We start from the raw sequence: 22,385 nt of genomic DNA, 5'->3' as shown, positions 1-22,385 counted from the left end.
AAGATGACCAAACGTCGGCATTACTGGAGATGCCCCTGCTGGAGATGCGCGGGGTCGAGAAGACCTTCGGTGCTGTCCGCGCGCTGCGCGGAGTGGACCTGGAGATCCGCGCGGGGGAGGTGCACTGCCTGCTCGGCCAGAACGGTGCGGGCAAGTCGACCCTGATCAAGACGCTGGCCGGAGTCCACCAGCCCGACGCCGGAGAGATGCGCTGGAACGGCGAGGTCGTCACGATCGACAACCCGCAGGCCGCCATCGATCTCGGCATCGCGACGATGTACCAGGAGCTCGATGTCGTCGACGACCTCACCGTCGCCGAGAACATCTTCCTCGGGCACGAGCTGTCCAGGGGAGGGTTCACCCGTCGCAGCGAGACCACGGCTCAGACGCGGGCTCTGCTGAAGCGGCTCGGTCACGAGAAGCTGTCGCCGCACGCGGAGGTCGCCTCGCTGAGTGCGGCGCAGAAGCAGATCGTGAGCATGGCCAGAGCGCTCTCGCACGACATCAAGCTGATCGTGATGGACGAGCCTTCGGCCGTGCTCGACTCCGAAGAGGTGCGCAACCTGTTCGGAGTCGTGAAGGAGCTCACGGCACAGGGGATCGCTGTCATCTACATCACCCACCGTCTCGAAGAGATCCGCACGATCGGCGATCGGATCACGGTGCTCAAGGACGGAGCCAGCACCGCCACGAACCTGCCGGTCTCGGACACCCCGACCCCGACGCTGATCAAGCACATGACGGGCCGCGTCGTCGAGAACGTGTTCCCGGCGGCTGCGCCGATCGCGGCGGATGCGCCGGTGCTGCTCGAGGTCGAGAACCTCAGCCTGGCCGGTGTCTTCGAGGACGTGTCGTTCTCGGTGCGCGCGGGCGAGATCATCGGACTCGCCGGTCTGGTCGGCTCCGGCCGATCCGAGATCGTCGAGACCGTCTACGGAGCGCGACCCTCCACCTCGGGCACGGTGCGCGTCGAGGGCAAGCCGCTGCCGCGCGGCTCGGTCTCGGCCGCCGTGCGCGCCGGACTCGGACTCAGTCCCGAGGAGCGCAAGTCGCAGGGCCTCGTGCTCGGCGAGCCGATCTTCCGCAACATCACGATGTCGTCGTTCTCCCGTGAAGCGAAGGCCGGCTGGCTCGATGAGCGCGCCGAACGCCGGATCGCTCGCGAGCAGATCGCGGCGATGGAGCTTCGACCGGCCGACCCCGACCTGCCTGCCGGCACCCTGTCCGGCGGCAACCAGCAGAAGATCCTGCTCTCGCGGTGGCTGGTGCACGGCAGCCGCATCCTGCTGCTGGACGAACCGACCAGAGGCGTCGACGTCGGTGCCCGTGCCGAGATCTACGCGCTGATCCGCAACCTGGCAGCTGACGGCCACGCGATCGTCATCATCTCGAGCGAGATCGAGGAAGTCCTCGGTCTGGCCGACACCGTGCTCGTCGTCGGCGACGGGCGCGTGCTTACCTCTCTTCCCGCTTCTGAGATCGACGAGCACGGTGTGCTCGATCTCGTCATGAAAGGAACCGCCGCGTGAGCGAGCAGACCCAGACCCTCACCGCTGAGCCGAAGCCGTCGCCGCTGAAGGCGCTGTTCTCGGGTGCAGCGGGACGCAACATCGGCCTCGTGCTGGCGCTGCTGGCCATCGTCGTGGTCGGCATGCTCACGGCGTTCGACAACTTCTTCAACTTCGGCAACGCACTGGTCATCCTGCGCCAGGCGTCGATCATCGGCGTCATCAGCATCGGCATGACATTCGTGATCATCTCCGGTGGCATCGATCTCTCGGTCGGAGCGGTGCTGGCGCTGGCATCCGTCGTGGCGTCGCTCGCGGCGATCCAGGACATCGCGAAGTCGTCGCACTGGATCGTCACCGTCATCATCGCCCTGCTCGTCGGAGTAGGGGCCGGGTTGATCAACGGCGTCGTCATCGCCTACGGAAAGGTCGCCGCGTTCATGGCGACCCTGGCCATGCTGGTCGGCGCGCGAGGGCTCGCCGAGGTGCTCGCGAACAATCGCACGCTCGTCGTGTCCGACCGCGACTTCCTGAAGGCCATGAACGTCGACCTGCTCGGCATCGACATCCTCGTGTGGATCTTCGCCGTCGTCGCCGTCGGCGGCTGGCTGCTCCTCAACCGCACGACGTTCGGCCGCCGCACTGTCGCCATCGGCGGCAACCGCGAGGCCGCTCGCCTCGCCGGTATCAAGGTGAAGCAGCACATCATGTGGCTCTACGCTCTGTCCGGACTGACCGCGGGTATCGCCGCGGTCATGATCCTCGGCCGTACGAACGCCGGCACCTCCACGCACGGCAACCTCTACGAGCTGGATGCCATCGCCGCCGTGGTCGTCGGTGGAACGCTCCTCATCGGAGGCCGCGGCACGATCACCGGCACCGTCTTCGGCGTGCTGATCTTCGCGACGCTGTCGAACGTGTTCGTGCAGAACAACATGTCCTCGTCGCTGCAGGCGATCACGAAGGGCGTGATCATCGTCATCGCGGTGCTGCTGCAGCAGCAGTTCGCCGTGGGACGCGTCAAGAAGGTCCGCAAGCGCTCGGTCGTGGATGTGCCGACCGCGTAGACTTTTCGATTCCAGCCCCAGAAGTGAACAGACGCTCTCGCGACGCGTCGGTGGCAGCCGTTTCATGAGAAGCACAGAGGAAGAATGCCCAGCAATCCCAGCGTCGCCGGTGTAGGTCAGCTCTTCCAGCTGCTGCGGGACGGCGTGCCGCGTACGCGTGCCGAACTGGCGAAATCGTCCGGTCTCGCCCGCTCGACCGTGGCGGCGCGCGTCGACGAGCTCATGCGCATGGGACTCGTCGCTCCGGTGGCGGATGCCGCATCGACCGGTGGGCGTCCGCCGTCGCAGTTCGCTCTGAACCCGGCTGCGAAGGTCGTGATCGCCGCCGACATCGGCGCTTCGCACACCACTGTGGCCGTGACCGACCTCGCCGGCACGATCCTCGCCGAGCGCACCGGGCAGATGGCGGTCTCCCTCGGGCCGGAGCCGGTGCTGACCTGGATGGTCGACACCGCGAACGAACTGATCACAGAGGCCGGGCTCGCGCACGATCAGATCGCGGCCATCGGCGTCGGCGTCCCCGGACCGGTCGAGTACTCGACGGGAAGGCCTGCGAAGCCTCCGATCATGCCTGGATGGGACGCGTTCGACGTTCCCGGGTGGGTGCAGCAGCACCTCGAGGTGCCCGTGCTCGTCGACAACGATGTGAACATCTCTGCGCTCGGCGAACGGGCGGCCGCCTGGCCGGCCACCGACCACCTCATCTTCGTCAAGGTCGCCACCGGTATCGGTGCCGGGATCATCTCGGACGGGCGTCTGCTGCGCGGTGCGCAGGGCATCGCCGGCGACTTCGGGCACGTGCGGGTCGCCCGAGGCGCCGATGTGCCCTGCCACTGCGGGAACACCGGATGCCTCGAGGCGCTGGCGTCCGGACCGGCGATCGCCCGGTCGCTGACGGCGAAGGGCATCGAGGCGAAGGACGGCAACGACGTCGTCGAACTCGTGAAGAACGGCAGCCTTGAGGCGATCCAGGCGGTGCGGCAGGCCGGGCGCGACCTCGGAGAGGTGCTCACGGCATCCGTCAGCCTGCTCAACCCCTCGGTGATCTCGATCGGCGGCGCTATGGCGAGAGTGGGCGAGCACCTGATCGCCGGCGTCCGCGAGGTCGTCTACACGCGGTCGATGCCGCTCGCCACCGAGCACCTGGCGATCGTGCAGTCCGTCACCGCCGGCGAGGCCGCGGTGCGAGGCGCGAGCATGCTCGCGGTCGAGTACGCCCTCTCGCCCGAGATCCTGCCGCAGAGCTTCGGCTTCGACGGCTGAGCCGCGTCCGCGCCGGCTCGCGCGGCTCCGTTCTGCTCGCGCTGCAGATACTCTCGCAGCGCGAGCAGCGATCAGCAGCGCGAACGACCACTACTCCGCGACGGCGGCGGCGATGTCGCGGCGGTAGTGCGCGCCGTCCAGGTCGATGCGCCCCATGGCATCGTAGGCGCGCGTCCGAGCGGTGGCGAAGTCCGATCCGACCGCGACGACGTTCAGCACGCGGCCCCCGGTCGCGACGAGGTCGCCGCCCGGAGCATCCGGTCCCGCCGTCGCGGCGTGGACGATTCGCACGCCCTCGACGCTCGCGGCATCCGCGAGGCCTGCGATCTGGCGACCGGTCTGCGGAGCCTCCGGGTAGCCCTCGCTCGCGAGCACGACCGTGATCGCGACGTCGTCGGAGAACTCCGGCTGCGGCTGGCCCTCGAGATTCCCGGATGCCGCGGCCAGCAGAAGCTGCGACAGCGGGGTGCGCAGACGCGGCAGCACGATCTGCGTCTCCGGGTCGCCGAATCGTGCGTTGAACTCGATGACCTTCACGCCCGCCGGGGTGAGGATGAGGCCGGCGTAGAGGAGGCCGATGAACGGGGTTCCCTCGGCATCCAACTGGCGGATGACGGGCATGGCGACCTGCTCGGTGACGAGGTCGACGAACTCGCGCTCGCTGCCGAACTGCTCGGCCAGCCACGGCAGCGGCGAGTAGGCGCCCATGCCGCCGGTGTTCGGTCCTTCGTCGCCGTCGAAGGCGCGCTTGAAGTCCTGCGCGGGGCTGAGCGCCCGCACGGTGTCGCCGTCGGACAGGAAGAAGAGCGATACCTCGGGGCCGGAGAGGAACTCCTCGATCAGCACCGGACCCGCGGGCAGATAGTGCTCGGCGTGCGCGAGCGCCTCGGCGCGGTCGGAGGTGACGACGACGCCCTTGCCCGCTGCGAGCCCGTCGGCCTTGACGACGTAGGGCGCGCCGAGCTCGTCGAACGCGCCCTCGACGTCGGCGATGGATGCTGCGCGCACTGCGCGTCCGGTCGGCACGCCGGCGGCATCCATTACCCGCTTCGCGAATGCCTTGGAACCCTCGAGCTGGGCAGCGGCCTTCCCAGGGCCGAACACGGGGATCCCGCGCTCGCGCAGGGCGTCGGCGACGCCGGCGACGAGGGGTGCTTCCGGACCGATGACGACGAGGTCGATGGAGTGCTCATTGGCGTACGCGGTGACCGCCCGGCCGTCGAGCTGGTCGACGGCGACGAGGGTCGCGTCCGCGGCGATGCCGGCGTTGCCGGGGGAGCAGAACAGCTCGTGTCCGGCGCCTTCTGCCTTGAGGGCGAGGATGATCGCGTGCTCACGGGCACCGGAACCGAGGACGAGGATCTTCACCCGTCCAGACTACCGAGCCGTGTCCGCTGCGGTCACACGGTGACGGGCCGCTCGACCGTCGCATCCCACGGCACGGTCCACCCGCATGCGTCGAACAGCCGGTCGAGAACCATGGCGGTGAAGCCCCAGACGATCGTTCCGTCGACGTCGAACGCCGGGCCCCTGAAGGTCATGCCTGCGCGGGTGATCGTCGACGTGAAACGCGTAGCCGGGTCGAGCAGCTGCGCCACCGGCACCCGGAACACCTCGACGGTCTCGGCGTGATCGACCGCCGCGACCTTGGAGGGCTTCGTCCACCAGCCGAGCACCGGGGTGACGTGGTGATTGCTGACGGCCAGGGGGAGTGCGGGCAGCGCGGCGAGGATCTCGACGCCGGTCGGGTCGAGGCCCGTCTCCTCCTCGGCCTCGCGCAGCGCGGTGTCGATGTCGTCGCGGTCGGCCGCCTCGCGTCCGCCGCCGGGGAACGACACCTGCCCCGGGTGCGATGACAGTGTCGGAGCGCGTCGCTGCAGCAGCACGTCGAGGTCCTTCGCGACGGCGGCGTCGGGCGTCGCCGCCGGGATGCTGTCCAGCACCCCGAACAGGACGAGAACGGCCGACCTCCGGGCTTGGACGCCGTCGGGCACCTGCGGCAGCGCCGGCGGATTCCAGTCGCCGCGGCGTGCTGCGGCGAGCAGCTCGGCGCGGGCGCCGTGCGAGGGCTGGTCGTCGGTCATGGTTCGAGGCTAATCGCTCTCACTTCGCGCGGCTCGGTCGTCGCTATGCTCCGGGGTATGAATCGTCTGCGGGGACCTGCTGTGATCGGAGCCGCGTTGACCGTGCTGAGCGGCGGCATCGCTCTGAGCGGATGTACGGCTCAGCATTCGCAGTCGGACACCTCGGAGGAGGTCCAGCAGTGGCTGGATGACTTGGACATCGACGGCGGTGACGTGCTGACCAGTTTCCGCGGAGGCGCAGCTCTCGACTGGGGAGATCTCGACGCCATCCACGTGGCGTTCGCGGACGACATCGACGCGAGTGTGTCTCATGCCGATGTCTACTGCTTCGGCGAGGATCGGGTGAGCGTCGAGGTCCGGCTCGAGGGAGCGACCAGCGCCACGACCCTTCGTGAGGAGGATGTGCCCTGCGACGAGAGTCCACACACGATCGACCTGACGATGGACGGCGTGAGCGCCGTCGGCGCGAGTGCGATCAGCTTGGAGGGAGCGGCCGGGTGGGCTGTGGCCGTCCACGGCACAGAGAGCCCGAGCGCGGAGAAGTGACGCCCGCCATAGGCTGAGCAGATGGCTCGCAAGATCGACACCGCCGAGGGGCGCGCTGCGCTGGATGCCGTGCGCTCAGCGACCGCGGCGGGGGAGAAGCCCGCTCGGACCGCACTTGCGACAGCCGTGCGGTACCTGCTGCAGCTGCTGGACGAGAAGGCGCCGGGCAACAGCGTCGAGGTGCGTGTGCCGCCGTTCGGTGCGGTGCAGGTCGTGCAGGGGCCCCGGCACACCCGCGGGACGCCGCCGAACGTGATCGAGATGGATGCCGCGACCTGGATCGCCCTCGCCACCGGTGAAGAGGAATGGGCCGATGCCGTCGCGGCCGGCCGTGTGCAGGCATCCGGAACCCGCGCCGACCTGCACGGTCTTCTTCCGCTGCGACCCTGAGCCCAGGTCCTACCGCCGGGCGACGACCAGCGGCACTCCCGTCGCTGGATGCGGGAACACATCGACGCTCTGCTCGTACACCTCGGCGATCCGCTCGGCCGTGAGAACCTCGGCCGGCTTCCCGGTCCCGACAACGCGACCGGCGGTGAGCAGCGTCACACGGTCGGCATGCGCCAGTGCAGCGTTGAGGTCGTGCAGCACGACGGCGACCGCGGCGCCGGCATCCGCGCTCGCGCGCACCAGGCGCATGACGTCCTCGTGATGCTTGAGATCGAGGGATGCCGTCGGCTCGTCCAGCAGCAGGATCGGCGTCGCCTGCGCGAGCACCCGAGCCAGCGCGACCCGCGCGCGCTCTCCGCCCGACAGCGACGACACCGAGCGGTGCGCGAGCCCATCGACCTCGGTCGCTCGCATCGCCGCGGCTACAGCGGCATCGTCATCCGCCTCGCTCGGCGTGCGCGCCCACGGCGCGCGCCCCATCCGCACGACCTGCTCGGCTGAGAACGGGAACGACACCGCGTTCTCCTGCAGCAGCACGGCCCGCGTCCGCGCGAGCTCGCGCGGACGCATGGCGCGCACCGACCGTCCATCGATCGACACCGACCCGGCCTCGGGTGCGACATCCCCCGCCAGTACACCGAACAGCGTCGATTTGCCGGCGCCGTTGGGCCCGACGAGCGCGTGCACCTCGCCGGCCCGCACCTCGATCGCCGCGTCCTCGAGGATCGGCTTCGCACCTGAGACGGGGCGGACCGTGATTCCGGATGCCGTCAGCACGCTCACGCCCATCCTCCTGATCGGCGTCGCGTTCGCACGAGCAGCCAGAGGAAGAACGGTCCGCCCACGAGCGAGGTGATCATGCCGATCGGCATGTCGGCCAGCGGCACCACGGTGCGCGCGACGAGATCGGCGAGCGCGATCAGCAGCGCGCCACCCGCCGTCGACGCGATGATCAGAGGCAGGTGCGCCGGGCCGATCAGCATGCGCATGAGGTGCGGGATGACGAGACCGACGAAGCCGATGATCCCCGCGAACGCGACGGCCGCGCACACGAGCACGGCGACCGTGACGATCACGATGATCCGCAGCAGTTCGACGTTGAGGCCGAGATGGCGGGCGGTGCGCTCGCCGAGGGCGAAGAGATCGAGGCGGTGAGCGACGAGCAGCGCCACCACGATCCCCACAGCGGTGAGCGGAGCGACGATCGCGATGTTCGGCCAGAGCGCGCCGTTCAGCGAACCGAGCTGCCAGAAGACGATCTGCTCGCGCGTCGACGTCGTGCCCAGGAACGTCAGGAAAGCCATGCCCGCCCCGCCGATCGCGTTGATCGCGATACCCGTGAGCAGCAGCGTCACGACTTCGGTCCGCCCGCCTGATCGGCTGATGAAGTACACCGCGAACACCGCCACGAGGCCGCCGATGAACGCCATGGCCGGCGTCGTCCACATCCCGAACGTCGCGAGCCCGAACGTGAGGCTGGCCGCGGCGCCGAGCGCTGCGCCCGACGAGACGCCCACGACGCTGGCATCCGCGAGCGGGTTGCCGAAGATCGCCTGCATCAGCACGCCCGAGACCGCAAGCGCCGCCCCCACGAGCACGCCGAGAACGAGACGGGGGAGCCGGATGCTGAGGATCACCCCGCTCGCTGAGGCATCATCCGGCGCCCACCCGGACGGGACGCCGATCTCGCGCAGCAGGATGCCGACGATCTCGGTCGGCGACAGCGAGTACTGGCCGCTCCCGAGCGACACCAGGCAGGTGATCACGAGGGCGATCACGAGAATCGTCGTGACCACGGCGAAGCGCAGCCCGCGATGCCGGGTCGGCGTCGCGGTGACGACCTCGCCCGTCATTCGGCGGTCTCGCCGGTCGCGCCAGAGGCCGGGGCGTACAGGGCGCGTGCGATCGCCCGGACGATCTCGGGCGACCGCGGCCCGAAGCTGAGGATCTCGGCATCCGCCATGTCGATCACCCACCGGTTCACGCCGGCCGGCGTCTGGGCGACGGCAGGGACTCGCTCGATGAGCCCGTCGATGCCGCCGACCGATTCCAACCCGTCGGTCATCATCACCAGTACGTCGGGCTGCGCGGCGACGAGTGCCTCGGCGGTCACCGGCTTGGTGCCCTCCCAGCCGATCTCGCCGGCGACGTCGATGCCGCCGACGGATTCGATGAGCGCGTCCGCTCCGGAGTCCTTGCCGAAGATGTAGTACACGTTGGCACTGCCGCGGACGTACAGGAAGAGCATGCGAGCACGGTCGGCCGGATCGGGCGGGATGACGGGCGCGATCTCGGAGAGGGCGGCGTCGAGATCCCCCTCGACCTGCGCGCTCAGGGCCTCGCCCCGCGATGGGATGCCGAGGGCTGAGGCGACCTCGGTGATGAGCTGATCGGTGGTCTCCAACCTCAGCTCGTCGGACACGATGACGATCGGGATGCCGGCGTCGCGCAGCTGCTGACGCACCTCCTTGGGCCCGATCGTCGTGTCGGTGAGGATGACGGTCGGCGCGAGCTCGAGGATCGCTTCGGGGTTCAGCGAGTGGCCGGTCTTGGTCACGACGGGCAGATCCTCCGTGCCGTCGAACGTCGTCGACGAGTCGCGCCCGACCACGTTGTCGCCCATCCCGAGCGCGAACACCGTCGACGCGATCGTGCCGGAGATGTCGATCGCGAGGATGCGATCGACATCCGTCACCTCGACCTCGCGACCCTCCGCGTCGGTCACGGTGACAGGGAGCTTCGGCGCGGTCGTGTCGGCGACCGGGGCGATCGCATGGTTCGGCAGGCAGGCGGTGGAGCCGCCGGTCGCTGCGCGCACGTCATCGACGAGCGGCAGATCGGACAGCTGCTGTGCGGCCGCGGGGCAGGAACCGGATGCCGCCTGCTCGGGGTTCGCGGTCGCAGCCGGGGCCGTGCAGCCGGTGAGAGCGGCGACGAGGACGGCCGCGATGAGCAGAGGGAGACGCGAGCGCATTAGGAAAGCCTGTCCTAACCTTTGACGTGGAGACGATGATCAGTCTATGGTCAGAAACGTAGGTTAGCTAAGCCTAACCACATTCACCCGCAGCAGCATCCGGCCCCTGAAGAGGGGTCCCTCGTCGCGCCCGGCATCGACAGCGCGACCGCACGCCTGGAGGCATCCGTGAATCACCCTGAGTCCCCCGCGACGAGCAGTCGCACACGAACGGCGCTGGCGGGCCTGCTCGCCGTGCTCATGACACTGTTCGGCACGTTGACCGCTCCGGCGGCCTTCGCCGCTGACGGCGCGACGGTCGCTCCGCAGGTCACGGCGGCATCCGAATCAGGTGTGACGTTCGCGGTAGCGGGGTCCGGACTCCCCGAAGGCGTGACCGGCGCGTACGCCGCCCTCATCGTGCAGGGCGAGGACGAGGCGCTCAACAGCATGCAGTACGTGGCGTTCGCCCTGCCGTTCCCGGCGGTGAGCGCCGGATCGACGACCTTCACGCTGACCGCTCCCGCCGCGAAGCTGGATCGTGCGCTGACCTACGAGGTCGTCATCTGGAAGCAGCACAGCGCGTTCACGCCGGAGAACCTCTACGGCCGCTCGGCCGTGCAGATCTCGGACGCGCAATGGGATGCCGTGTTCCCACCGGCACCAGAGCCAGAGCCGACGCCCGAGCCGACACCGGAACCGACACCGGAACCCACACCTGAGCCCGAGCCGGAGCCGGTCTTCGAGCCGGCCCTGCAGGTCTTCCTCGCCGATGGCGTGACCCCCGTCGGCGACGCCGAGCTGTACGCCGGGGACGAGATCGTCGTCCAGGGCACCGGCTACGACCCCGCCGCGAACGTGGGCGGCCGTGGCGTGCCGATCCCGAACACGCTGCCGCAGGGCACGTACGTCGTGTTCGGCGACTTCGCCGCGAACTGGCAGCCGTCGACCGGCGCAGCATCCAGCGCCCGCTCCGTCGCCTCGCAGCTGTGGGCGCTCGCCGAGGGCGTCCTCGACCAGGTCCCGTCCCAGTACCAGGGCGCGATCCGTGCCCAGTGGGTCAACATCGCTGACGACGGAACGTTCCGCGCGACGTTGACGCTGAAGAACGCTCCCGCAGCCCCGGAGGGCGGCTCGTACGGCGTGTACACGTACGGTGCCGGCGGCGTGGCGAACACCGCGCAGGAGCAGGGCATCCCGGTGAACTACTCGACCGAGCCGAAGCCCGATCCCGAACCCGAGACGACCCTGTCGAACTCGGCATCCGTCGACGGCACCGACCTCGTCGTGACCGCCTCGGGGCAGGGCTTCGTCGGCGTCCCCGGCGTCTACGCCGCGCTGATCGAGAAGGGTACAGAGGCCGAGGTGACCGCCGGCGGCGGGTTCCTCGCGATGCAGTACGTCCGCACCATCACCGGCGGCGCCTTCACGACCGAGCTCGTCGCCGCAGGCGAAACGCTCGACGCGTCGAAGACGTACGAGGTGCTCGTCTGGCAGCAGCACACGATGCCGAACATCGACACCATCCACGCACGCGGCGACGTCACGATCACCGCTGAGCAGTGGCAGAAGCTGAAGGGCGAGAAGCCGACGCCGCCAACCGAGCCCACTGGCCCGCCGAAGCCCCCGGTGACCCCGGCGAAGCCGGTCGCAGGTGGATCGCTGCGCTGGGCGATCTCGTCAGCGTTCGCGAACTACGTCACCGGCCCCATCGCGCAGGGTGAGATCTTCGTCTCGGGCGGGGCGACCCGTTCGGGCAGCCAGTTCCAGTTCGGGCAGGCTGCGGGTACCACCTACGACCGCACCACCGGTCGTGGAGCGGTCGGCTACAACGGCTCGGTTCGGTTCACCGGCCACCACGGCGTGCTGGACGTCACGGTCTCGAACCCGCGGGTCGAGATCACCTCGGCATCCGCGGCGACGCTCTACCTCACCCACGCCGGATCGCGGGTCGCTTTCGCCACGTTGAATCTCGCGGGAGGAGCGAAGACGTCGGCTGACGGCGCAGTCACCTATACCGCCGTACCGGCGATGCTCACCGCGGCGGGTCGTGACCAGGTGCTCAGCGGCTTCAGCACGGCACTGAACCCCGTCACCTTCACGATCGGAACCCCTGCCCCCGCGCCGAACGGGACGGTCGGCACGGTGGCGGCGGCATCCGTGAACCCGAAGGCCGAGATCCCTGCTGCGCCGCCCGCGACGACGGGCATCGACGCTGACGCCGACGCTCTCGATGCGCTGCAGTCCGGCGCGACGGCGACGGTCACAGCATCCGGATTCGCCTCGGGTGAGCAGGACATCCAGGTCGTCGTCTACTCGACGCCGGTGCTGCTCGGCACGGTCGAAGCGGACGCGAACGGCGTCGCCACGTGGACCGGATCGCTGCCGGCGACCCTCGAGGACGGCGAGCACACGCTGACGTTCCAGGGCTCCGTCGACCGTGGGCTCGCGTTCACCCTCGACCGTGCTGCGACCGCAGCGATCGGCGAATGCACGGTCGATGGCGCGACGCTGAACTGGGGATACAAGGAGAGCTTCCGCAACTACATCGAGGGCATCGCCCGCGGCGGATGGGATCTCACTGATGTGGCCTACGAGTTCCCCGAGTTCGTGTGGGCAGGTGGCACCGGTTCCTACGACGACGAATCCGGCGCGGGCCTCGTGGACTTCGGCGGCACGATCGCCTTCCACGGACACGACGGCGCTCTCGACACCCGGATGAGCGACGCGCGCATCGAGCTCGCCGGCGACACGGGGTACATCGTCTTCGACATCAGCGGCACCACCCAGGGCGGCGAGGCGGTGGACGCGCAGGGCGTGCGCTTCGTCGAGTTCTCGATGGCGGATGCCGCCACCGCAGACGGTGTGCTGACGCTGGACGCTGCGGCCACGACACTGACCGACGCCGGGGCCGCGGCCTTCGGAACCTATGCGGCAGGGGAGTCGTTCGACCCGGTGTCGTTCTCGATCCCGATCGGGGCGGACTGCGGTGCGGTGCCGGCGACCGACGAGGCGGAGGCCGAGGAGACCCCGGTCGTCACCGCGGCGATCGAGCCGATCTCGACGAGCGAGGGCTTCCCGGTCTGGGCGTGGATCGTCATCGGCCTGCTCGTAGTCGGCGCCGGAATCGGCACAGGGGTCGCCGTGCAGCGACGCCGTGCTGCGGCATCCGCGATCGTCAGCGAGGATTGAACCATGGCATCCACCCAGCGTCCACAGCGTCCGCAGATCGTGCTGGAGGTCATCGAGCGCATCCGGCTGACGCCGCACCTCGTGCGGATCGTCGCCGGCGGCCCCGGCATCGCGGGCGTCGAGGACAACGGCTTCACCGACGCCTACACGAAGATGCTGTTCGCGCCCGCCGAGGCGGGGATCACGCCTCCGTATGACATGGAGCAGTTGCGCCAACAGCTGCCGATCGACATGCTGCCGACGCGTCGCACCTACACGATCCGCCGCTTCGACCTCGAGGCGGGGCAGGTCTGGATCGACTTCGTCACGCACGGCGATGAGGGCGTCGCAGGCCCGTGGGCGGCGAACGCCGAACCCGGTGACCCTGTCGTGCTCGGTGGGATCGGTGGCGGATACGCCCCGGATGCCGCGGCCGACTGGCACCTGCTCGTCGGCGACGAGTCGGCGATCCCCGCCATCTCGTCCGCGCTCGAGGCGATGCCGAGCGATGCCACCGGCTTCGCTCTGCTCGAGGTGCAGAACGAGTCGGAGCAGCTCGAGCTGACGGCGCCGGCCGGCATCGAGGTCCGCTGGCTGCACCGCGGAGAGCGGGCTGCTGGCACCACCGACCTGCTGGTCGACGCGGTGCGCGGGCTGGAATGGTCAGGAGGCCGGGTGCAGGTCTTCGCGCACGGTGAGCGCGGGGCGATGAAGCGGCTCCGACCGCACCTGACCGATGACCGAGGGCTCGACCGCACACAGCTGTCGCTGTCGGCGTACTGGGCGCTCGGGCGCCGCGAGGACGCGTTCCAGGCGGAGAAGCGCGAGGCGATCGGCCAGATCTGAGGCGCGGCTCCTGTGGGAGAATGGAGGCATGTCCTCCCCCGAACCCCGTGAGACCGTCGAAGCGACCGTTCGGCGTGTGCCGCGCTACGGCGTGTTCATGGCGATCGGCGTCGTGCTCGGCATCATCGCCGCCGGCATCCTGACCATGGTGGGCAGCTACGAGCCGTCGACGACACTCGACGTCGTCTACCCGCCGGGCCAGGTCTTCGGGTTCGCGCTGCTGTGGACGGTGCCGATCGGCATCGCCCTCGGCGGAGTCGTCGCGATCGTGCTCGAGCGGATCGCTCGCCGCCACGACCGTGTCGTGCGCGTCGACCGCGAGACGGTCATCGAGCAGGACTGACTGCTGCGCTGCGCCATGCCGTATGCATTTCGTCGGTTCTGAGCGCGCGAGACCGACGAAAAGCATCCAGCATCGGGATCGGTCGCGCTAAGCCAGTTCGCCGATGATCGGCCGGATGGCCGAGTCGAAGGCCACGACGTCGCGTCGCATCCCGTCCGTGACGGCGACCGTGAGTGCGCCGATCCACCAGATACCGCGCTGCGAGAACGGCAGCACCTGCACGTTCAGCTCGAATGAGTGCGCTCGCCGCCCCACCTCGCGCTCGAACTCGGCGATCGCGCTCGCATACGCGCGGTAGGCGCCGCCGCCGGTGGCTGTCTTCATGGTGTCGAAGTATCGCTTGCGGGCCTTCTGTGCGTACAGCAGAGCGGCCGGCGCGAGCGGCGCTATCGCCGCGCGGAGCTCGTCGGCACCGGTGGCAGGCAGCGCCACCAGGGTGTCGAATCCCTCGACCAGCTCGAGCGGCACATCAGAGGGATGCGCGCGCGGTTCGACGGTCATGTCCCAGTACTCGCGCCACTGCGCTTCGAGCTCGGACGTCGCGTCGACGGCATCCGGAGCGCGCACCTGCAGATCGCGCAGCGCAGGGAGGTCGTCCGGCACGCGGATGCCGAGCATCTGCCGCAGCGCGAGCGCGATCAGCACCGGCACCCCGGCGTCTTCGCGGATCAACCACTGCGGCTTGTCGGCCATGGCCCCATCCTATGGAGGTCCATCCGTCGTCGGCGAGGCCCTCAGCCTGGACGCAATGCGAAAGTCGGGGCCTCCCGCGGCCGGTAGTCTGGTCTCGTGGCTGCCTCCTCCACCAATCCCTATTCCGAAGCCGGTGTCGACACCGCTGCCGGTGATCTCGCCGTCGAGCTGATGAAGTCGTCCGTGCGCGCGACGCACGGCCCCGAAGTGCTCGGGGGAGTCGGCGGCTTCGCCGGCCTCTTCGATGCGAGCGCGCTGCTCGGCTACACCAAGCCGCTGCTCGCGACCAGCACCGACGGCGTCGGCACGAAGGTCGCGATCGCGCAGGCCATCGACAAGCACGACACGATCGGGCAGGACCTGGTCGGCATGGTCGTCGACGACATCGTCGTGGTGGGTGCGAAGCCCCTCTTCATGACCGACTACATCGCGTGCGGCAAGGTCGTCCCCGAGCGCATCGCCGACATCGTCCGCGGCATCGCCGACGCGTGCACCGCGACCGGCACGGCGCTCGTCGGCGGCGAGACCGCGGAGCACCCCGGACTCCTCGGCCCCCGCGACTACGACGTCGCCGGCGCCGCGACGGGCGTCGTCGAGGCGGATGCCGTGCTCGGGGCAGACCGCGTCGAGGACGGCGACATCGTCCTCGCCCTGGCATCCAGCGGACTGCACTCCAACGGCTATTCGCTCGTGCGTCACATCATCACGAACGCCGGGATCGGCTACGGCGACAACGCCGCCGACTTCGGTCGGACGTGGGGCGAGGCCCTCCTCGAGCCCACCCGCCTGTACACGCTGCCGCTGCTGCGCCTGATCGACGCGCTCCCCGAGGGCAGCCTCCACTCGCTCAGCCACGTCACCGGCGGAGGCATCGCTGCGAACCTCGCCCGTGTGCTGCCGGTCGGCAGCTGGGCCGAAGTCGACCGCTCGACATGGTCACCGAGCCCGGTCTTCCGCGTGCTCAGCGACATCGCCGGCTCCACCCTGGAGTCGGCGGAGGGCACCTGGAACCTCGGCATCGGCTTCCTCGCCGTGATCGACGGAGCTCGCAAGGACGCCGCGATCGCAGCCCTCGCTGGCGAGGGCATCGACGCCTGGCAGGTCGCGACGGTCTCCACCGGCGCGCGACCGGCCGGAGACTTCGAAGAGGGCGCCAAGGGCGTCGACGGCGGTGCGGTCCGTCTGGTCGGCGCGTACTCGGACAGCGCCCGCAGTCACTGAAGAACGGATCAGACAACACCCCATGTGCGGAATCGTCGGAGCGGTCGCAGGCGGCCCGGTCAATCAGGACATCTACGACGCGCTGCTCCTCCTGCAGCACCGCGGTCAGGATGCCACGGGCATCGCGACAGCGGAGCCGAACGGCGTCATGCACACGGCCAAGGCCGAGGGGATGGTGCGCGAGGCGTTCCGCACTCGTGACATGCGCTCCCTGCTCGGCAACGTCGGCCTCGGTCACGTCCGCTACGCCACCAAGGGCACGGCATCCAGCGAGGAGGAGATGCAGCCGTTCTACGTGAACGCGCCCTACGGCATCGTCCTCATCCACAACGGCAACCTCACCAACACCCGTGAACTCACCGCCGATATGGCGCAGCGCGATCGCCGTCACCTCAACTCCTCCAGCGACACCGAGCTGCTGCTGAATGTGCTCGCCGGCGAGCTGCAGGCCACGACCTCCGATGTCGACCTCGACCCCGAGCGCATCTTCGAGGCCGTCAGCCGCACGCACGAGCGGATCGAGGGCGCCTACGCGGTGATCGCCGTGATCGCGGGCTACGGCCTGCTCGCGTTCCGCGACCCGTTCGGCATCCGTCCGCTGATCCTCGGACGTCGTGACGGCAAGGATGCCGACGGCGAGAAGCGCGACGAGTGGATCGTCGCGAGCGAGTCGCTGGTGCTCGAGAACGCCGACTACGAGGTCGTCCGCGAGGTCGCACCCGGCGAGGCGGTGTTCATCACAGAGCAGGGCGAGCTGTTCACGCAGCAGTGCGCCGCCGACCCGAGCCTGTTCCCGTGCGCGTTCGAGTACGTCTACCTCGCCCGCCCCGACTCGATCATGAACGGCATCGCCGTCTACGAGTCGCGACTGCGGATGGGGGAGCGCCTCGCCGACACGATCGCCAAGCACGTGCCGCGCGACAAGATCGACGTCGTCATGCCGATCCCGGACTCTGCGCGCCCGTCGGCCATGGAGGTCGCCCGCAAGCTCGGCATCGAGTACCGCGAGGGCTTCTACAAGAACCGCTACGTCGGACGCACCTTCATCATGCCGGGGCAGGCGGTGCGCAAGAAGAGCGTCCGCCAGAAGCTCAACGCGATGTCCAGCGAGTTCCGCGGCAAGAACGTGCTGCTGATCGACGATTCGATCGTGCGTGGAACGACGAGCAAGCAGATCATCCAGATGGCTCGGGATGCCGGCGCCCTCTCCGTCACCTTCGCATCAGCCGCTCCTCCCGTGCGGTACCCGCACGTCTACGGCATCAACATGCCCTCGAAGCACGAGCTCATCGCCCATGGGCGCACGATCCCGGAGATCGCCCAGGAGCTCGGCGTCGACCACCTCGTCTACCAGGAGGTCGAAGACCTCAAGGCGGCCATCATCGAGGGTTCGGATGTCACCGACCTCGACATGAGCTGCTTCGACGGGCGCTACGTAACCGGCACCGTCACCGAGGAATACCTCGAGTGGGTGGAGAGCTCCCAGTCTTCGTGACCGGGTCTGTGAACACCTCGAGCCCCCGGCCGCTGTGGCGAGGGCGAGCACTCGCGATTCTCGGGATCCTGCTGTGCGCGTTCTCGCTGCGCTCGGCGGTCGCTTCGCTCTCGCCCCTGCTCGACCATGTGTCGGCCGACTTCGCGCTGCCGACGGCGATCGTCGGACTCATCGGCACCGCCCCGCCGGTGTGCTTCGCGATCTTCGGCCTGTGCACGCCGCTGCTCGAGCGGCGGCTCGGCCTCGAGCGGGTCACGGTCATCGCTCTCGTCGTCATCGCGGCAGGACTCATCCTCCGCGGTCTCTCGGGAGGAGCGGTTCCGCTGCTGCTGACGTCTGCGCTGATCTTCGCCGGCGTCGGTATGGGCAACATCCTCCTTCCGCCGCTGGTGAAGAAGTACTTCCCCGACCGGCTCGGGATGATGATGACGCTCTACACGACCGCGATGGCGCTGTCGACGTTCCTTCCGCCGCTGGTGGCGGTTCCCGTCGCAGATGCCGCCGGATGGCGCGTCTCCCTCGGACTGTGGGGCGTGTTCGCGATCGCAGGCGCCGTGCCGTGGATCCTGATGCTCGTCACGGGGCGGACGGCCGGGATGCCGGGTCCCGTGTCCGCGGCATCCCGAACCGTCGCCCCGGAACGCGAGCAGGACCCAGCAGAACTCGCCACCGGACCGATCGCCGTCGCCCCGGCGAACACGCGCGCGTTCTCGCGGCTGCTACGGCTGCCGCTCGCCTGGGCCATCGCTGTGGTATTCGGGACCTCGTCGACCATGGCGTACGTGTCGTTCGCCTGGCTGCCTGCCATCGTGACGGATCTCGCCGGAGTGTCGCCGTCGGTCGCCGGCCTGCTGCTGTCGCTGTTCGCTCTCATGGGGCTTCCGGCGTCGCTGCTCGTCCCTGTGCTGGTGGTGCGATTCCAGGCCACCCGGTCGCTGTTCGCCGTGGCGGTCACGTGCGGACTCGTCGGCGCCGCGGGCCTTCTGTTCTTCTCCAACGAGGCCACCGTGTGGCTGTGGGTCGCGATCTTCGGCGTCGTCGGTGTGCTGTTCCCGCTGGCGCTGGTGCTCATCAGCATCCGCGCTCGGACTCCTGAGAGCGCCGTAGCGCTCAGCAGCTTCGTGCAGAGCACCGGCTACGTCTTCGCCGCGGTCTTCCCGCTTCTCATCGGTGTCCTGCATGAGAGCACCGGCACGTGGACGCTGCCCATCGTGACGATCGGAATCGTCCTCGTCGTCGCCATCCCGTTCGGACTCATCGCGGGGCGCCGGCGCACGATCGAGGACGAGTGGGAGGCCCGGTACGGACGCTGGTGATCAGCCGGATCGGCGGAGACGACAAAGACCCCGTTGCCGAGGCAACGGGGTCGAGCATGCCGAGAGGTCAGGCCTTCTCGAGCTCGTCTTCGTCTTCGTCCGCGTACTCGTCGGCCCACTTGTCGACGTAGGCGTTCTCGTCATCCGACGGGTGAGCCAGCTCGCGCTCGAGCGCGGAGTAGTTCACCGAAGGACTGTACGACTTGAGTTCGCGGGCGATTTTGGTGTGTTTCGCCTTCTGACGGCCACGGCCCATGCGCGAGACCCCCTAACGAGTTCAGCTGCCGGGCGATCGAGCGCCCGGGGCATTTCACGACACCGGCGTGCGGCCGGTAAGAGTAGCATTCAGAATAGCACGAGGGCCAGGTCCTCTGGCCTTCGCCGGCAGGTGAAGGGAACGATTCTCAATGACTGACGCAACCTCCTCCCCGTCCGACGAACTGGCCCAGAACGCCGCGCTTCAGAAGGCCGTCATCGTGGGGATGCAACCCGACCAGTCGTCCCACGTCCTCGACGAAGCCGCGCGGTACGCGAAGCTGCTGAGTGCGCCCCTGGTCATCGCTCACGTGGACGTCACGCGCTTCGTCACCTACGAGGATCCGGACGGTTATGTGCATTCGGCGCCGATCGACCTGAACATCGAGGCCGGCGCCGCCGAGTTCGAGGCAGTCCAGGCGGCCGCTGCCACGTCGTTGCGCGACAGCGGCCTCAACTGGACCGCCCGTCAGCTCGTCGGCGACCCCGCTCTGGCGATCAAGCAGCTGGCGAACAAGCTCGACGCTCAGCTCATCGTCGTCGGCACCCGCAAGCGGGGCCTCGGCGAGTCGATCCGCGAGTTCTTCACCGGATCGGTCGCCGCCCGCCTGGCGCACCGTCAGCACCGTTCCGTGCTCGTGGTGCCGCTGGAGGATGCCGTTCCCGACGACCAGGCCGAGATCTGGACCGAGTAGTCTCCCTCAGCGGTCGGAAGAGCTGAGCGCTCGGGTGACGGCCTTCGCCGCGGCATCCAGCGCGCCTTCGAGTTCGGTGACGACTTGCTCTGCGAGCGCTCCGCCACGGGCGACATGCGTCCGCAGATCGGTGCGCACCTGGGCGCGGAACGCGTTCACCGCGGCATCTGCCCGATGAAGGTGCTCACGGCTGGTGACCCGCTCGTCGTTCATCGGTCGTGCGGTCGACGGCCGCGCCTTGGCCGACGCGCGCTCGTCGTTCGCAGCAGCGGCGAGATCGGCCCGAAGGCTCTTCATCGCATCCTGCACGCTCTGGCGCACCTCGTTGGCGATCAGTCGCACGGAGTCGGCAAGACCCGACTCGATGCCCGCGAGGTCGCCCTCGCGGGCATCGAGTTCAGCGCGCCCGGCATCCGTGATCGCGTAGATGGTGGTGCGGCCGTCCACGGTCTTGGTGACCAGGCCCTCCTCCTCGAGCTTCGCGAGCCGAGGGTAGATCGTGCCGGCGCTCGGCGTGTAGGTGCCGCCGGTGCGATCGGTCAGAGCCTGGATGATGCCGTAGCCGTGCTGCGGCGCCTCGGCCAGTAGCGACAGCAGGTACAGACGCAGGTCGCCGTGCGAGAAGACGGCCGGGGTCATGAGTCCCACTCCTCGTCGTCTGCGACGGTGGTGAGCGCGCTGCGCAGCACCGTCGTGTCGCCCGATACCGAGTTCGAGCGGACGTCGACGAACGATCCGGCGAGCTCGCCGGTCGAACCGGTGAAGTTCGTCGGGCCGGAATTTCCGCGGTCGACGCCGTCGATCGTCACGCGCCCGCTCATGGAACGGACCACGTAGTTCGCCGGCAGCGTCTCCTCGAGACGGATCGTGCTGTTGCCGGAGACGGTGTTCAGGTTGATCGTGTTGACGGCGCCGGTGGCATCCACCCAGATGCTTCCGGAGACCGTGTCGACGGTCGCCTTGCGGACGGATCCGGTGAGCGCGACGTCGCCTGAGACGCTGTTCGCGTTCGCGGCGCCGGTCAGGCCGCGCACCTGCACGTCGCCGGAGACGGAGTTCAACGTCAGATCACCCGAGTGGGTGTCGACGATGATGTCGCCGGAGACGGTGTTGAGACGTGCGTCGTTCGCGAGGCCGGACACGAGTGCACCGGCGCTGACGACACCCAGGTTCAGGGCGATGCTGCGGGGGACGGCGACGCTGACCTCTGCGCGAGGCCCGCCGGAGCCGAAGTTGCGGAACACCTCAAGGAAGTTGTCCCAGCCCAGCTGCGGGTGGTCGATCTCGATCTGGGTGCCGTCGGATTCGATCCGGAGGTCTTTCACGGTCACGCCGCTCACTTCGATGCGGATGCCGGGTTCGTCGTGGGCGATGACGTCCACCTGTCCGCCGACCAGACCGACCTTGAGTCGGGTGGCCTGGGCGATGTCGATGACGCGTTCCTCGCCGGGGGCGATGAGCCACTTCTCGGTCATGGGGTTCTCCTTGGTCGTCACGGGGTTCGTGATCGCGATATATCGCGTTGAAGTAAGGTAACACGATATATCGCGAGTTTGTCAAGGGGGATCTGATTCCCGTGCGTCGATCGTGCGTGGGGCGGGCTTCAGCGCGTGAGATCGAGGACGCGTGCATTCGGTAGAGCTGCGATTGCGGCGCCCTCCAGGAGCAGCTTCGCCGAGCGTCTTGACCTTGACGTAGCGTCAACTTCTACGGTGGAGACATCGAGAACGGAGGAAGCCATGAGCGCACTTGACTGGTCGATCCAGGAGATCGCCCGACTGGCGGGAACCACGAGCAGGACACTGCGTCACTACGACGACATCGGACTGCTCGCCCCATCGCGCATCGCGCACAACGGCTACCGGCATTACGACCAGGCAGCCCTCGTCCGCCTCCAGCGGATCCTTCTGCTGCGTGAGCTCGGTCTCGGGCTGACGCAGATCGGAGAGGTGCTCTCCCGTGAGGGTGCACACGAAGCATCCGCTCTCGAGACGCACCTCGCGTACCTGCGCGAGGAGCAGAACCGGCTGACGCGGCAGATCGCGTCGGTCGAGACCACCATCAACGCATTGAAAGCAGGTGAATCTCTCATGGCAGAGAACATGTTCGACGGGTTCGACCACACCCAGTACAAGGAAGAGGTCGAGGAACGCTGGGGCAAGAAGGCGTACGCCGACAGCGACCGCTGGTGGCGGGGGATGACGGATGCCGAGCGCGCCGAGTGGCAGCAGCTCGTCTCCGACCTCGGCCGCGACTGGATCGCCGCCGCCGAGAGCGGTGTCGACCCGGGGTCCGATGAGGCGCAGGCGCTCGCCAAGCGGCACATTGACTGGCTGACGGGCGTGCCTGGCACCCCGGCATCCGTCCCCGGCGGCGACGTGAAGGCCTACGTCACCGGTCTCGGCGAGATGTACGTCGCCGACCCGCGCTTCGGCGCCAACTACGCCACGGCCGACGGCGGCACCCGCGGCGCGGAGTTCGTCCGCGCCGCGCTGCGCATCTACGCCGAGGCGAACCTCTGATCGCTCTTTGAACGCCC

General features: G+C 68.8%; 22 protein-coding genes. 13 read left to right on the top strand and 9 right to left on the bottom strand.

Annotated elements, in window-relative coordinates:
- The first annotated feature begins 44 nt into the window (after window positions 1–44).
- The 3 genes from LQZ87_RS01670 to LQZ87_RS01660 all read left to right on the top strand — a co-directional run bounded on the left by LQZ87_RS01670 (window position 45) and on the right by LQZ87_RS01660 (window position 3,838).
- Window positions 45–1,529: a sugar ABC transporter ATP-binding protein gene (locus LQZ87_RS01670; RefSeq protein WP_230101926.1), complete on the top strand. Its 1,485-nt coding sequence runs from the start codon at window positions 45–47 to the stop codon at window positions 1,527–1,529.
- The gene (locus LQZ87_RS01665) at window positions 1,526–2,575 is read left to right on the top strand and encodes an ABC transporter permease (protein ID WP_230101702.1); all 1,050 of its coding nucleotides are present in this window, start codon (window positions 1,526–1,528) and stop codon (window positions 2,573–2,575) included. Before LQZ87_RS01670 ends, LQZ87_RS01665 begins: the two co-directional genes overlap by 4 nt.
- Before the next feature lie 84 nt (window positions 2,576–2,659).
- The gene (locus tag LQZ87_RS01660; RefSeq protein WP_230101701.1) at window positions 2,660–3,838 is read left to right on the top strand and encodes an ROK family transcriptional regulator; all 1,179 of its coding nucleotides are present in this window, start codon (window positions 2,660–2,662) and stop codon (window positions 3,836–3,838) included.
- A gap of 90 nt (window positions 3,839–3,928) precedes the next feature.
- On the opposite strand, the gene purD is transcribed toward LQZ87_RS01660, so the two are convergent.
- Together purD and LQZ87_RS01650 are read right to left on the bottom strand one after the other, a co-directional pair.
- Window positions 3,929–5,206 carry a phosphoribosylamine--glycine ligase gene (gene purD / locus LQZ87_RS01655; protein ID WP_230101700.1) on the bottom strand — a complete coding sequence of 426 codons (1,278 nt, stop codon included), beginning with the start codon at window positions 5,204–5,206 and terminating at the stop codon, window positions 3,929–3,931.
- Between the two features lie 32 nt (window positions 5,207–5,238).
- Complete coding sequence (locus tag LQZ87_RS01650) at window positions 5,239–5,922, bottom strand: CoA pyrophosphatase (protein ID WP_230101699.1); 684 nt, start codon at window positions 5,920–5,922, stop codon at window positions 5,239–5,241.
- A gap of 57 nt (window positions 5,923–5,979) precedes the next feature.
- On the opposite strand from LQZ87_RS01650, the gene LQZ87_RS01645 reads away from it, so the two are divergent.
- On the top strand, window positions 5,980–6,468 hold the full coding sequence (locus tag LQZ87_RS01645) for a hypothetical protein (RefSeq protein WP_230101698.1): 489 nt from the start codon (window positions 5,980–5,982) through the stop codon (window positions 6,466–6,468).
- Between the two features lie 21 nt (window positions 6,469–6,489).
- The gene (locus LQZ87_RS01640; RefSeq protein ID WP_230101697.1) at window positions 6,490–6,858 is read left to right on the top strand and encodes a sterol carrier family protein; all 369 of its coding nucleotides are present in this window, start codon (window positions 6,490–6,492) and stop codon (window positions 6,856–6,858) included.
- 9 nt (window positions 6,859–6,867) lie between these two features.
- Here the strand turns inward: LQZ87_RS01640 and LQZ87_RS01635 are convergent, their stop codons facing one another.
- From LQZ87_RS01635 to LQZ87_RS01625, 3 genes are read right to left on the bottom strand one after another with little or no spacing between them, the layout of a single operon-like run.
- Window positions 6,868–7,647 carry a heme ABC transporter ATP-binding protein gene (locus tag LQZ87_RS01635; RefSeq protein WP_230101696.1) on the bottom strand — a complete coding sequence of 260 codons (780 nt, stop codon included), beginning with the start codon at window positions 7,645–7,647 and terminating at the stop codon, window positions 6,868–6,870.
- Window positions 7,638–8,711 carry an iron ABC transporter permease gene (locus tag LQZ87_RS01630; RefSeq protein ID WP_230101695.1) on the bottom strand — a complete coding sequence of 358 codons (1,074 nt, stop codon included), beginning with the start codon at window positions 8,709–8,711 and terminating at the stop codon, window positions 7,638–7,640. Before LQZ87_RS01630 ends, LQZ87_RS01635 begins: the two co-directional genes overlap by 10 nt.
- Entirely contained in the window at window positions 8,708–9,832 is a 1,125-nt protein-coding gene (locus LQZ87_RS01625; RefSeq protein WP_230101694.1) for an ABC transporter substrate-binding protein, read from the bottom strand. The genes LQZ87_RS01630 and LQZ87_RS01625 overlap by 4 nt, the downstream gene beginning before the upstream one ends.
- A 168-nt stretch (window positions 9,833–10,000) precedes the next feature.
- On the opposite strand from LQZ87_RS01625, the gene LQZ87_RS01620 reads away from it, so the two are divergent.
- From LQZ87_RS01620 to LQZ87_RS01610, 3 genes are read left to right on the top strand one after another with little or no spacing between them, the layout of a single operon-like run.
- Window positions 10,001–13,003 carry an HtaA domain-containing protein gene (locus tag LQZ87_RS01620; protein WP_230101693.1) on the top strand — a complete coding sequence of 1,001 codons (3,003 nt, stop codon included), beginning with the start codon at window positions 10,001–10,003 and terminating at the stop codon, window positions 13,001–13,003.
- Window positions 13,004–13,006: 3 nt separating this feature from the next.
- Window positions 13,007–13,828: a siderophore-interacting protein gene (locus LQZ87_RS01615; RefSeq protein WP_230101692.1), complete on the top strand. Its 822-nt coding sequence runs from the start codon at window positions 13,007–13,009 to the stop codon at window positions 13,826–13,828.
- A 28-nt stretch (window positions 13,829–13,856) separates the two neighbouring features.
- Window positions 13,857–14,171 (top strand): potassium transporter Trk, encoded by a 315-nt coding sequence (locus LQZ87_RS01610; protein ID WP_230101691.1) that lies wholly within the window; start codon window positions 13,857–13,859, stop codon window positions 14,169–14,171.
- 87 nt (window positions 14,172–14,258) lie between these two features.
- Here the strand turns inward: LQZ87_RS01610 and LQZ87_RS01605 are convergent, their stop codons facing one another.
- Window positions 14,259–14,864 carry a zinc-binding alcohol dehydrogenase gene (locus tag LQZ87_RS01605; protein ID WP_230101690.1) on the bottom strand — a complete coding sequence of 202 codons (606 nt, stop codon included), beginning with the start codon at window positions 14,862–14,864 and terminating at the stop codon, window positions 14,259–14,261.
- Between the two features lie 96 nt (window positions 14,865–14,960).
- Here LQZ87_RS01605 and purM point away from each other — a divergent pair, with 96 nt between their 5' ends.
- The 3 genes from purM to LQZ87_RS01590 are packed head-to-tail and all read left to right on the top strand — an operon-like array spanning window position 14,961 to window position 18,896.
- The gene (gene purM, locus LQZ87_RS01600) at window positions 14,961–16,085 is read left to right on the top strand and encodes a phosphoribosylformylglycinamidine cyclo-ligase (RefSeq protein WP_230101689.1); all 1,125 of its coding nucleotides are present in this window, start codon (window positions 14,961–14,963) and stop codon (window positions 16,083–16,085) included.
- A 22-nt stretch (window positions 16,086–16,107) separates the two neighbouring features.
- Entirely contained in the window at window positions 16,108–17,580 is a 1,473-nt protein-coding gene (gene purF / locus LQZ87_RS01595; protein WP_230101688.1) for an amidophosphoribosyltransferase, read from the top strand.
- Window positions 17,577–18,896 carry an MFS transporter gene (locus LQZ87_RS01590; RefSeq protein ID WP_230101687.1) on the top strand — a complete coding sequence of 440 codons (1,320 nt, stop codon included), beginning with the start codon at window positions 17,577–17,579 and terminating at the stop codon, window positions 18,894–18,896. The genes purF and LQZ87_RS01590 overlap by 4 nt, the downstream gene beginning before the upstream one ends.
- Before the next feature lie 67 nt (window positions 18,897–18,963).
- On the opposite strand, the gene LQZ87_RS01585 is transcribed toward LQZ87_RS01590, so the two are convergent.
- On the bottom strand, window positions 18,964–19,152 hold the full coding sequence (locus tag LQZ87_RS01585) for a DUF3073 domain-containing protein (RefSeq protein WP_230101686.1): 189 nt from the start codon (window positions 19,150–19,152) through the stop codon (window positions 18,964–18,966).
- A 151-nt stretch (window positions 19,153–19,303) separates the two neighbouring features.
- Between LQZ87_RS01585 and LQZ87_RS01580 the strand changes: the two genes are divergently transcribed.
- Window positions 19,304–19,846 carry a universal stress protein gene (locus LQZ87_RS01580; RefSeq protein WP_230101685.1) on the top strand — a complete coding sequence of 181 codons (543 nt, stop codon included), beginning with the start codon at window positions 19,304–19,306 and terminating at the stop codon, window positions 19,844–19,846.
- A 6-nt stretch (window positions 19,847–19,852) separates the two neighbouring features.
- On the opposite strand, the gene LQZ87_RS01575 is transcribed toward LQZ87_RS01580, so the two are convergent.
- The gene (locus LQZ87_RS01575; RefSeq protein ID WP_230101684.1) at window positions 19,853–20,485 is read right to left on the bottom strand and encodes a PadR family transcriptional regulator; all 633 of its coding nucleotides are present in this window, start codon (window positions 20,483–20,485) and stop codon (window positions 19,853–19,855) included.
- Window positions 20,482–21,321: a DUF4097 family beta strand repeat-containing protein gene (locus LQZ87_RS01570; RefSeq protein WP_230101683.1), complete on the bottom strand. Its 840-nt coding sequence runs from the start codon at window positions 21,319–21,321 to the stop codon at window positions 20,482–20,484. The genes LQZ87_RS01575 and LQZ87_RS01570 overlap by 4 nt, the downstream gene beginning before the upstream one ends.
- Window positions 21,322–21,585: 264 nt before the next feature.
- Between LQZ87_RS01570 and LQZ87_RS01565 the strand changes: the two genes are divergently transcribed.
- Complete coding sequence (locus tag LQZ87_RS01565) at window positions 21,586–22,368, top strand: MerR family transcriptional regulator (protein ID WP_230101682.1); 783 nt, start codon at window positions 21,586–21,588, stop codon at window positions 22,366–22,368.
- Window positions 22,369–22,385: the final 17 nt, after the last annotated feature.

Source organism: Microbacterium sp. Bi121, assembly GCF_918698005.1.
Lineage (GTDB): Bacteria > Actinomycetota > Actinomycetes > Actinomycetales > Microbacteriaceae > Microbacterium.
The sequence above is the reverse complement of the archived record's forward strand: the minus strand, read 5'-3'. Positions and strand labels throughout refer to the sequence as shown.

What these genes read in the sequence shown, in the direction of transcription:
- LQZ87_RS01605 (WP_230101690.1), bottom strand. Translation starts at nt 14,864, where the DNA reads ATGGCCGACAAGCCGCAGTGGTTGATCCGCGAAGACGCCGGGGTGCCG.
- LQZ87_RS01570 (WP_230101683.1), bottom strand. Translation starts at nt 21,321, where the DNA reads ATGACCGAGAAGTGGCTCATCGCCCCCGGCGAGGAACGCGTCATCGAC.
- LQZ87_RS01660 (WP_230101701.1), top strand. Translation starts at nt 2,660, where the DNA reads ATGCCCAGCAATCCCAGCGTCGCCGGTGTAGGTCAGCTCTTCCAGCTG.
- LQZ87_RS01670 (WP_230101926.1), top strand. Translation starts at nt 45, where the DNA reads ATGCGCGGGGTCGAGAAGACCTTCGGTGCTGTCCGCGCGCTGCGCGGA.
- LQZ87_RS01635 (WP_230101696.1), bottom strand. Translation starts at nt 7,647, where the DNA reads ATGGGCGTGAGCGTGCTGACGGCATCCGGAATCACGGTCCGCCCCGTC.
- LQZ87_RS01575 (WP_230101684.1), bottom strand. Translation starts at nt 20,485, where the DNA reads ATGACCCCGGCCGTCTTCTCGCACGGCGACCTGCGTCTGTACCTGCTG.
- LQZ87_RS01585 (WP_230101686.1), bottom strand. Translation starts at nt 19,152, where the DNA reads ATGGGCCGTGGCCGTCAGAAGGCGAAACACACCAAAATCGCCCGCGAA.
- LQZ87_RS01565 (WP_230101682.1), top strand. Translation starts at nt 21,586, where the DNA reads ATGAGCGCACTTGACTGGTCGATCCAGGAGATCGCCCGACTGGCGGGA.
- LQZ87_RS01625 (WP_230101694.1), bottom strand. Translation starts at nt 9,832, where the DNA reads ATGCGCTCGCGTCTCCCTCTGCTCATCGCGGCCGTCCTCGTCGCCGCT.
- LQZ87_RS01615 (WP_230101692.1), top strand. Translation starts at nt 13,007, where the DNA reads ATGGCATCCACCCAGCGTCCACAGCGTCCGCAGATCGTGCTGGAGGTC.
- LQZ87_RS01645 (WP_230101698.1), top strand. Translation starts at nt 5,980, where the DNA reads ATGAATCGTCTGCGGGGACCTGCTGTGATCGGAGCCGCGTTGACCGTG.
- LQZ87_RS01610 (WP_230101691.1), top strand. Translation starts at nt 13,857, where the DNA reads ATGTCCTCCCCCGAACCCCGTGAGACCGTCGAAGCGACCGTTCGGCGT.
- LQZ87_RS01580 (WP_230101685.1), top strand. Translation starts at nt 19,304, where the DNA reads ATGACTGACGCAACCTCCTCCCCGTCCGACGAACTGGCCCAGAACGCC.
- LQZ87_RS01630 (WP_230101695.1), bottom strand. Translation starts at nt 8,711, where the DNA reads ATGACGGGCGAGGTCGTCACCGCGACGCCGACCCGGCATCGCGGGCTG.
- purF (WP_230101688.1), top strand. Translation starts at nt 16,108, where the DNA reads ATGTGCGGAATCGTCGGAGCGGTCGCAGGCGGCCCGGTCAATCAGGAC.
- LQZ87_RS01640 (WP_230101697.1), top strand. Translation starts at nt 6,490, where the DNA reads ATGGCTCGCAAGATCGACACCGCCGAGGGGCGCGCTGCGCTGGATGCC.
- LQZ87_RS01650 (WP_230101699.1), bottom strand. Translation starts at nt 5,922, where the DNA reads ATGACCGACGACCAGCCCTCGCACGGCGCCCGCGCCGAGCTGCTCGCC.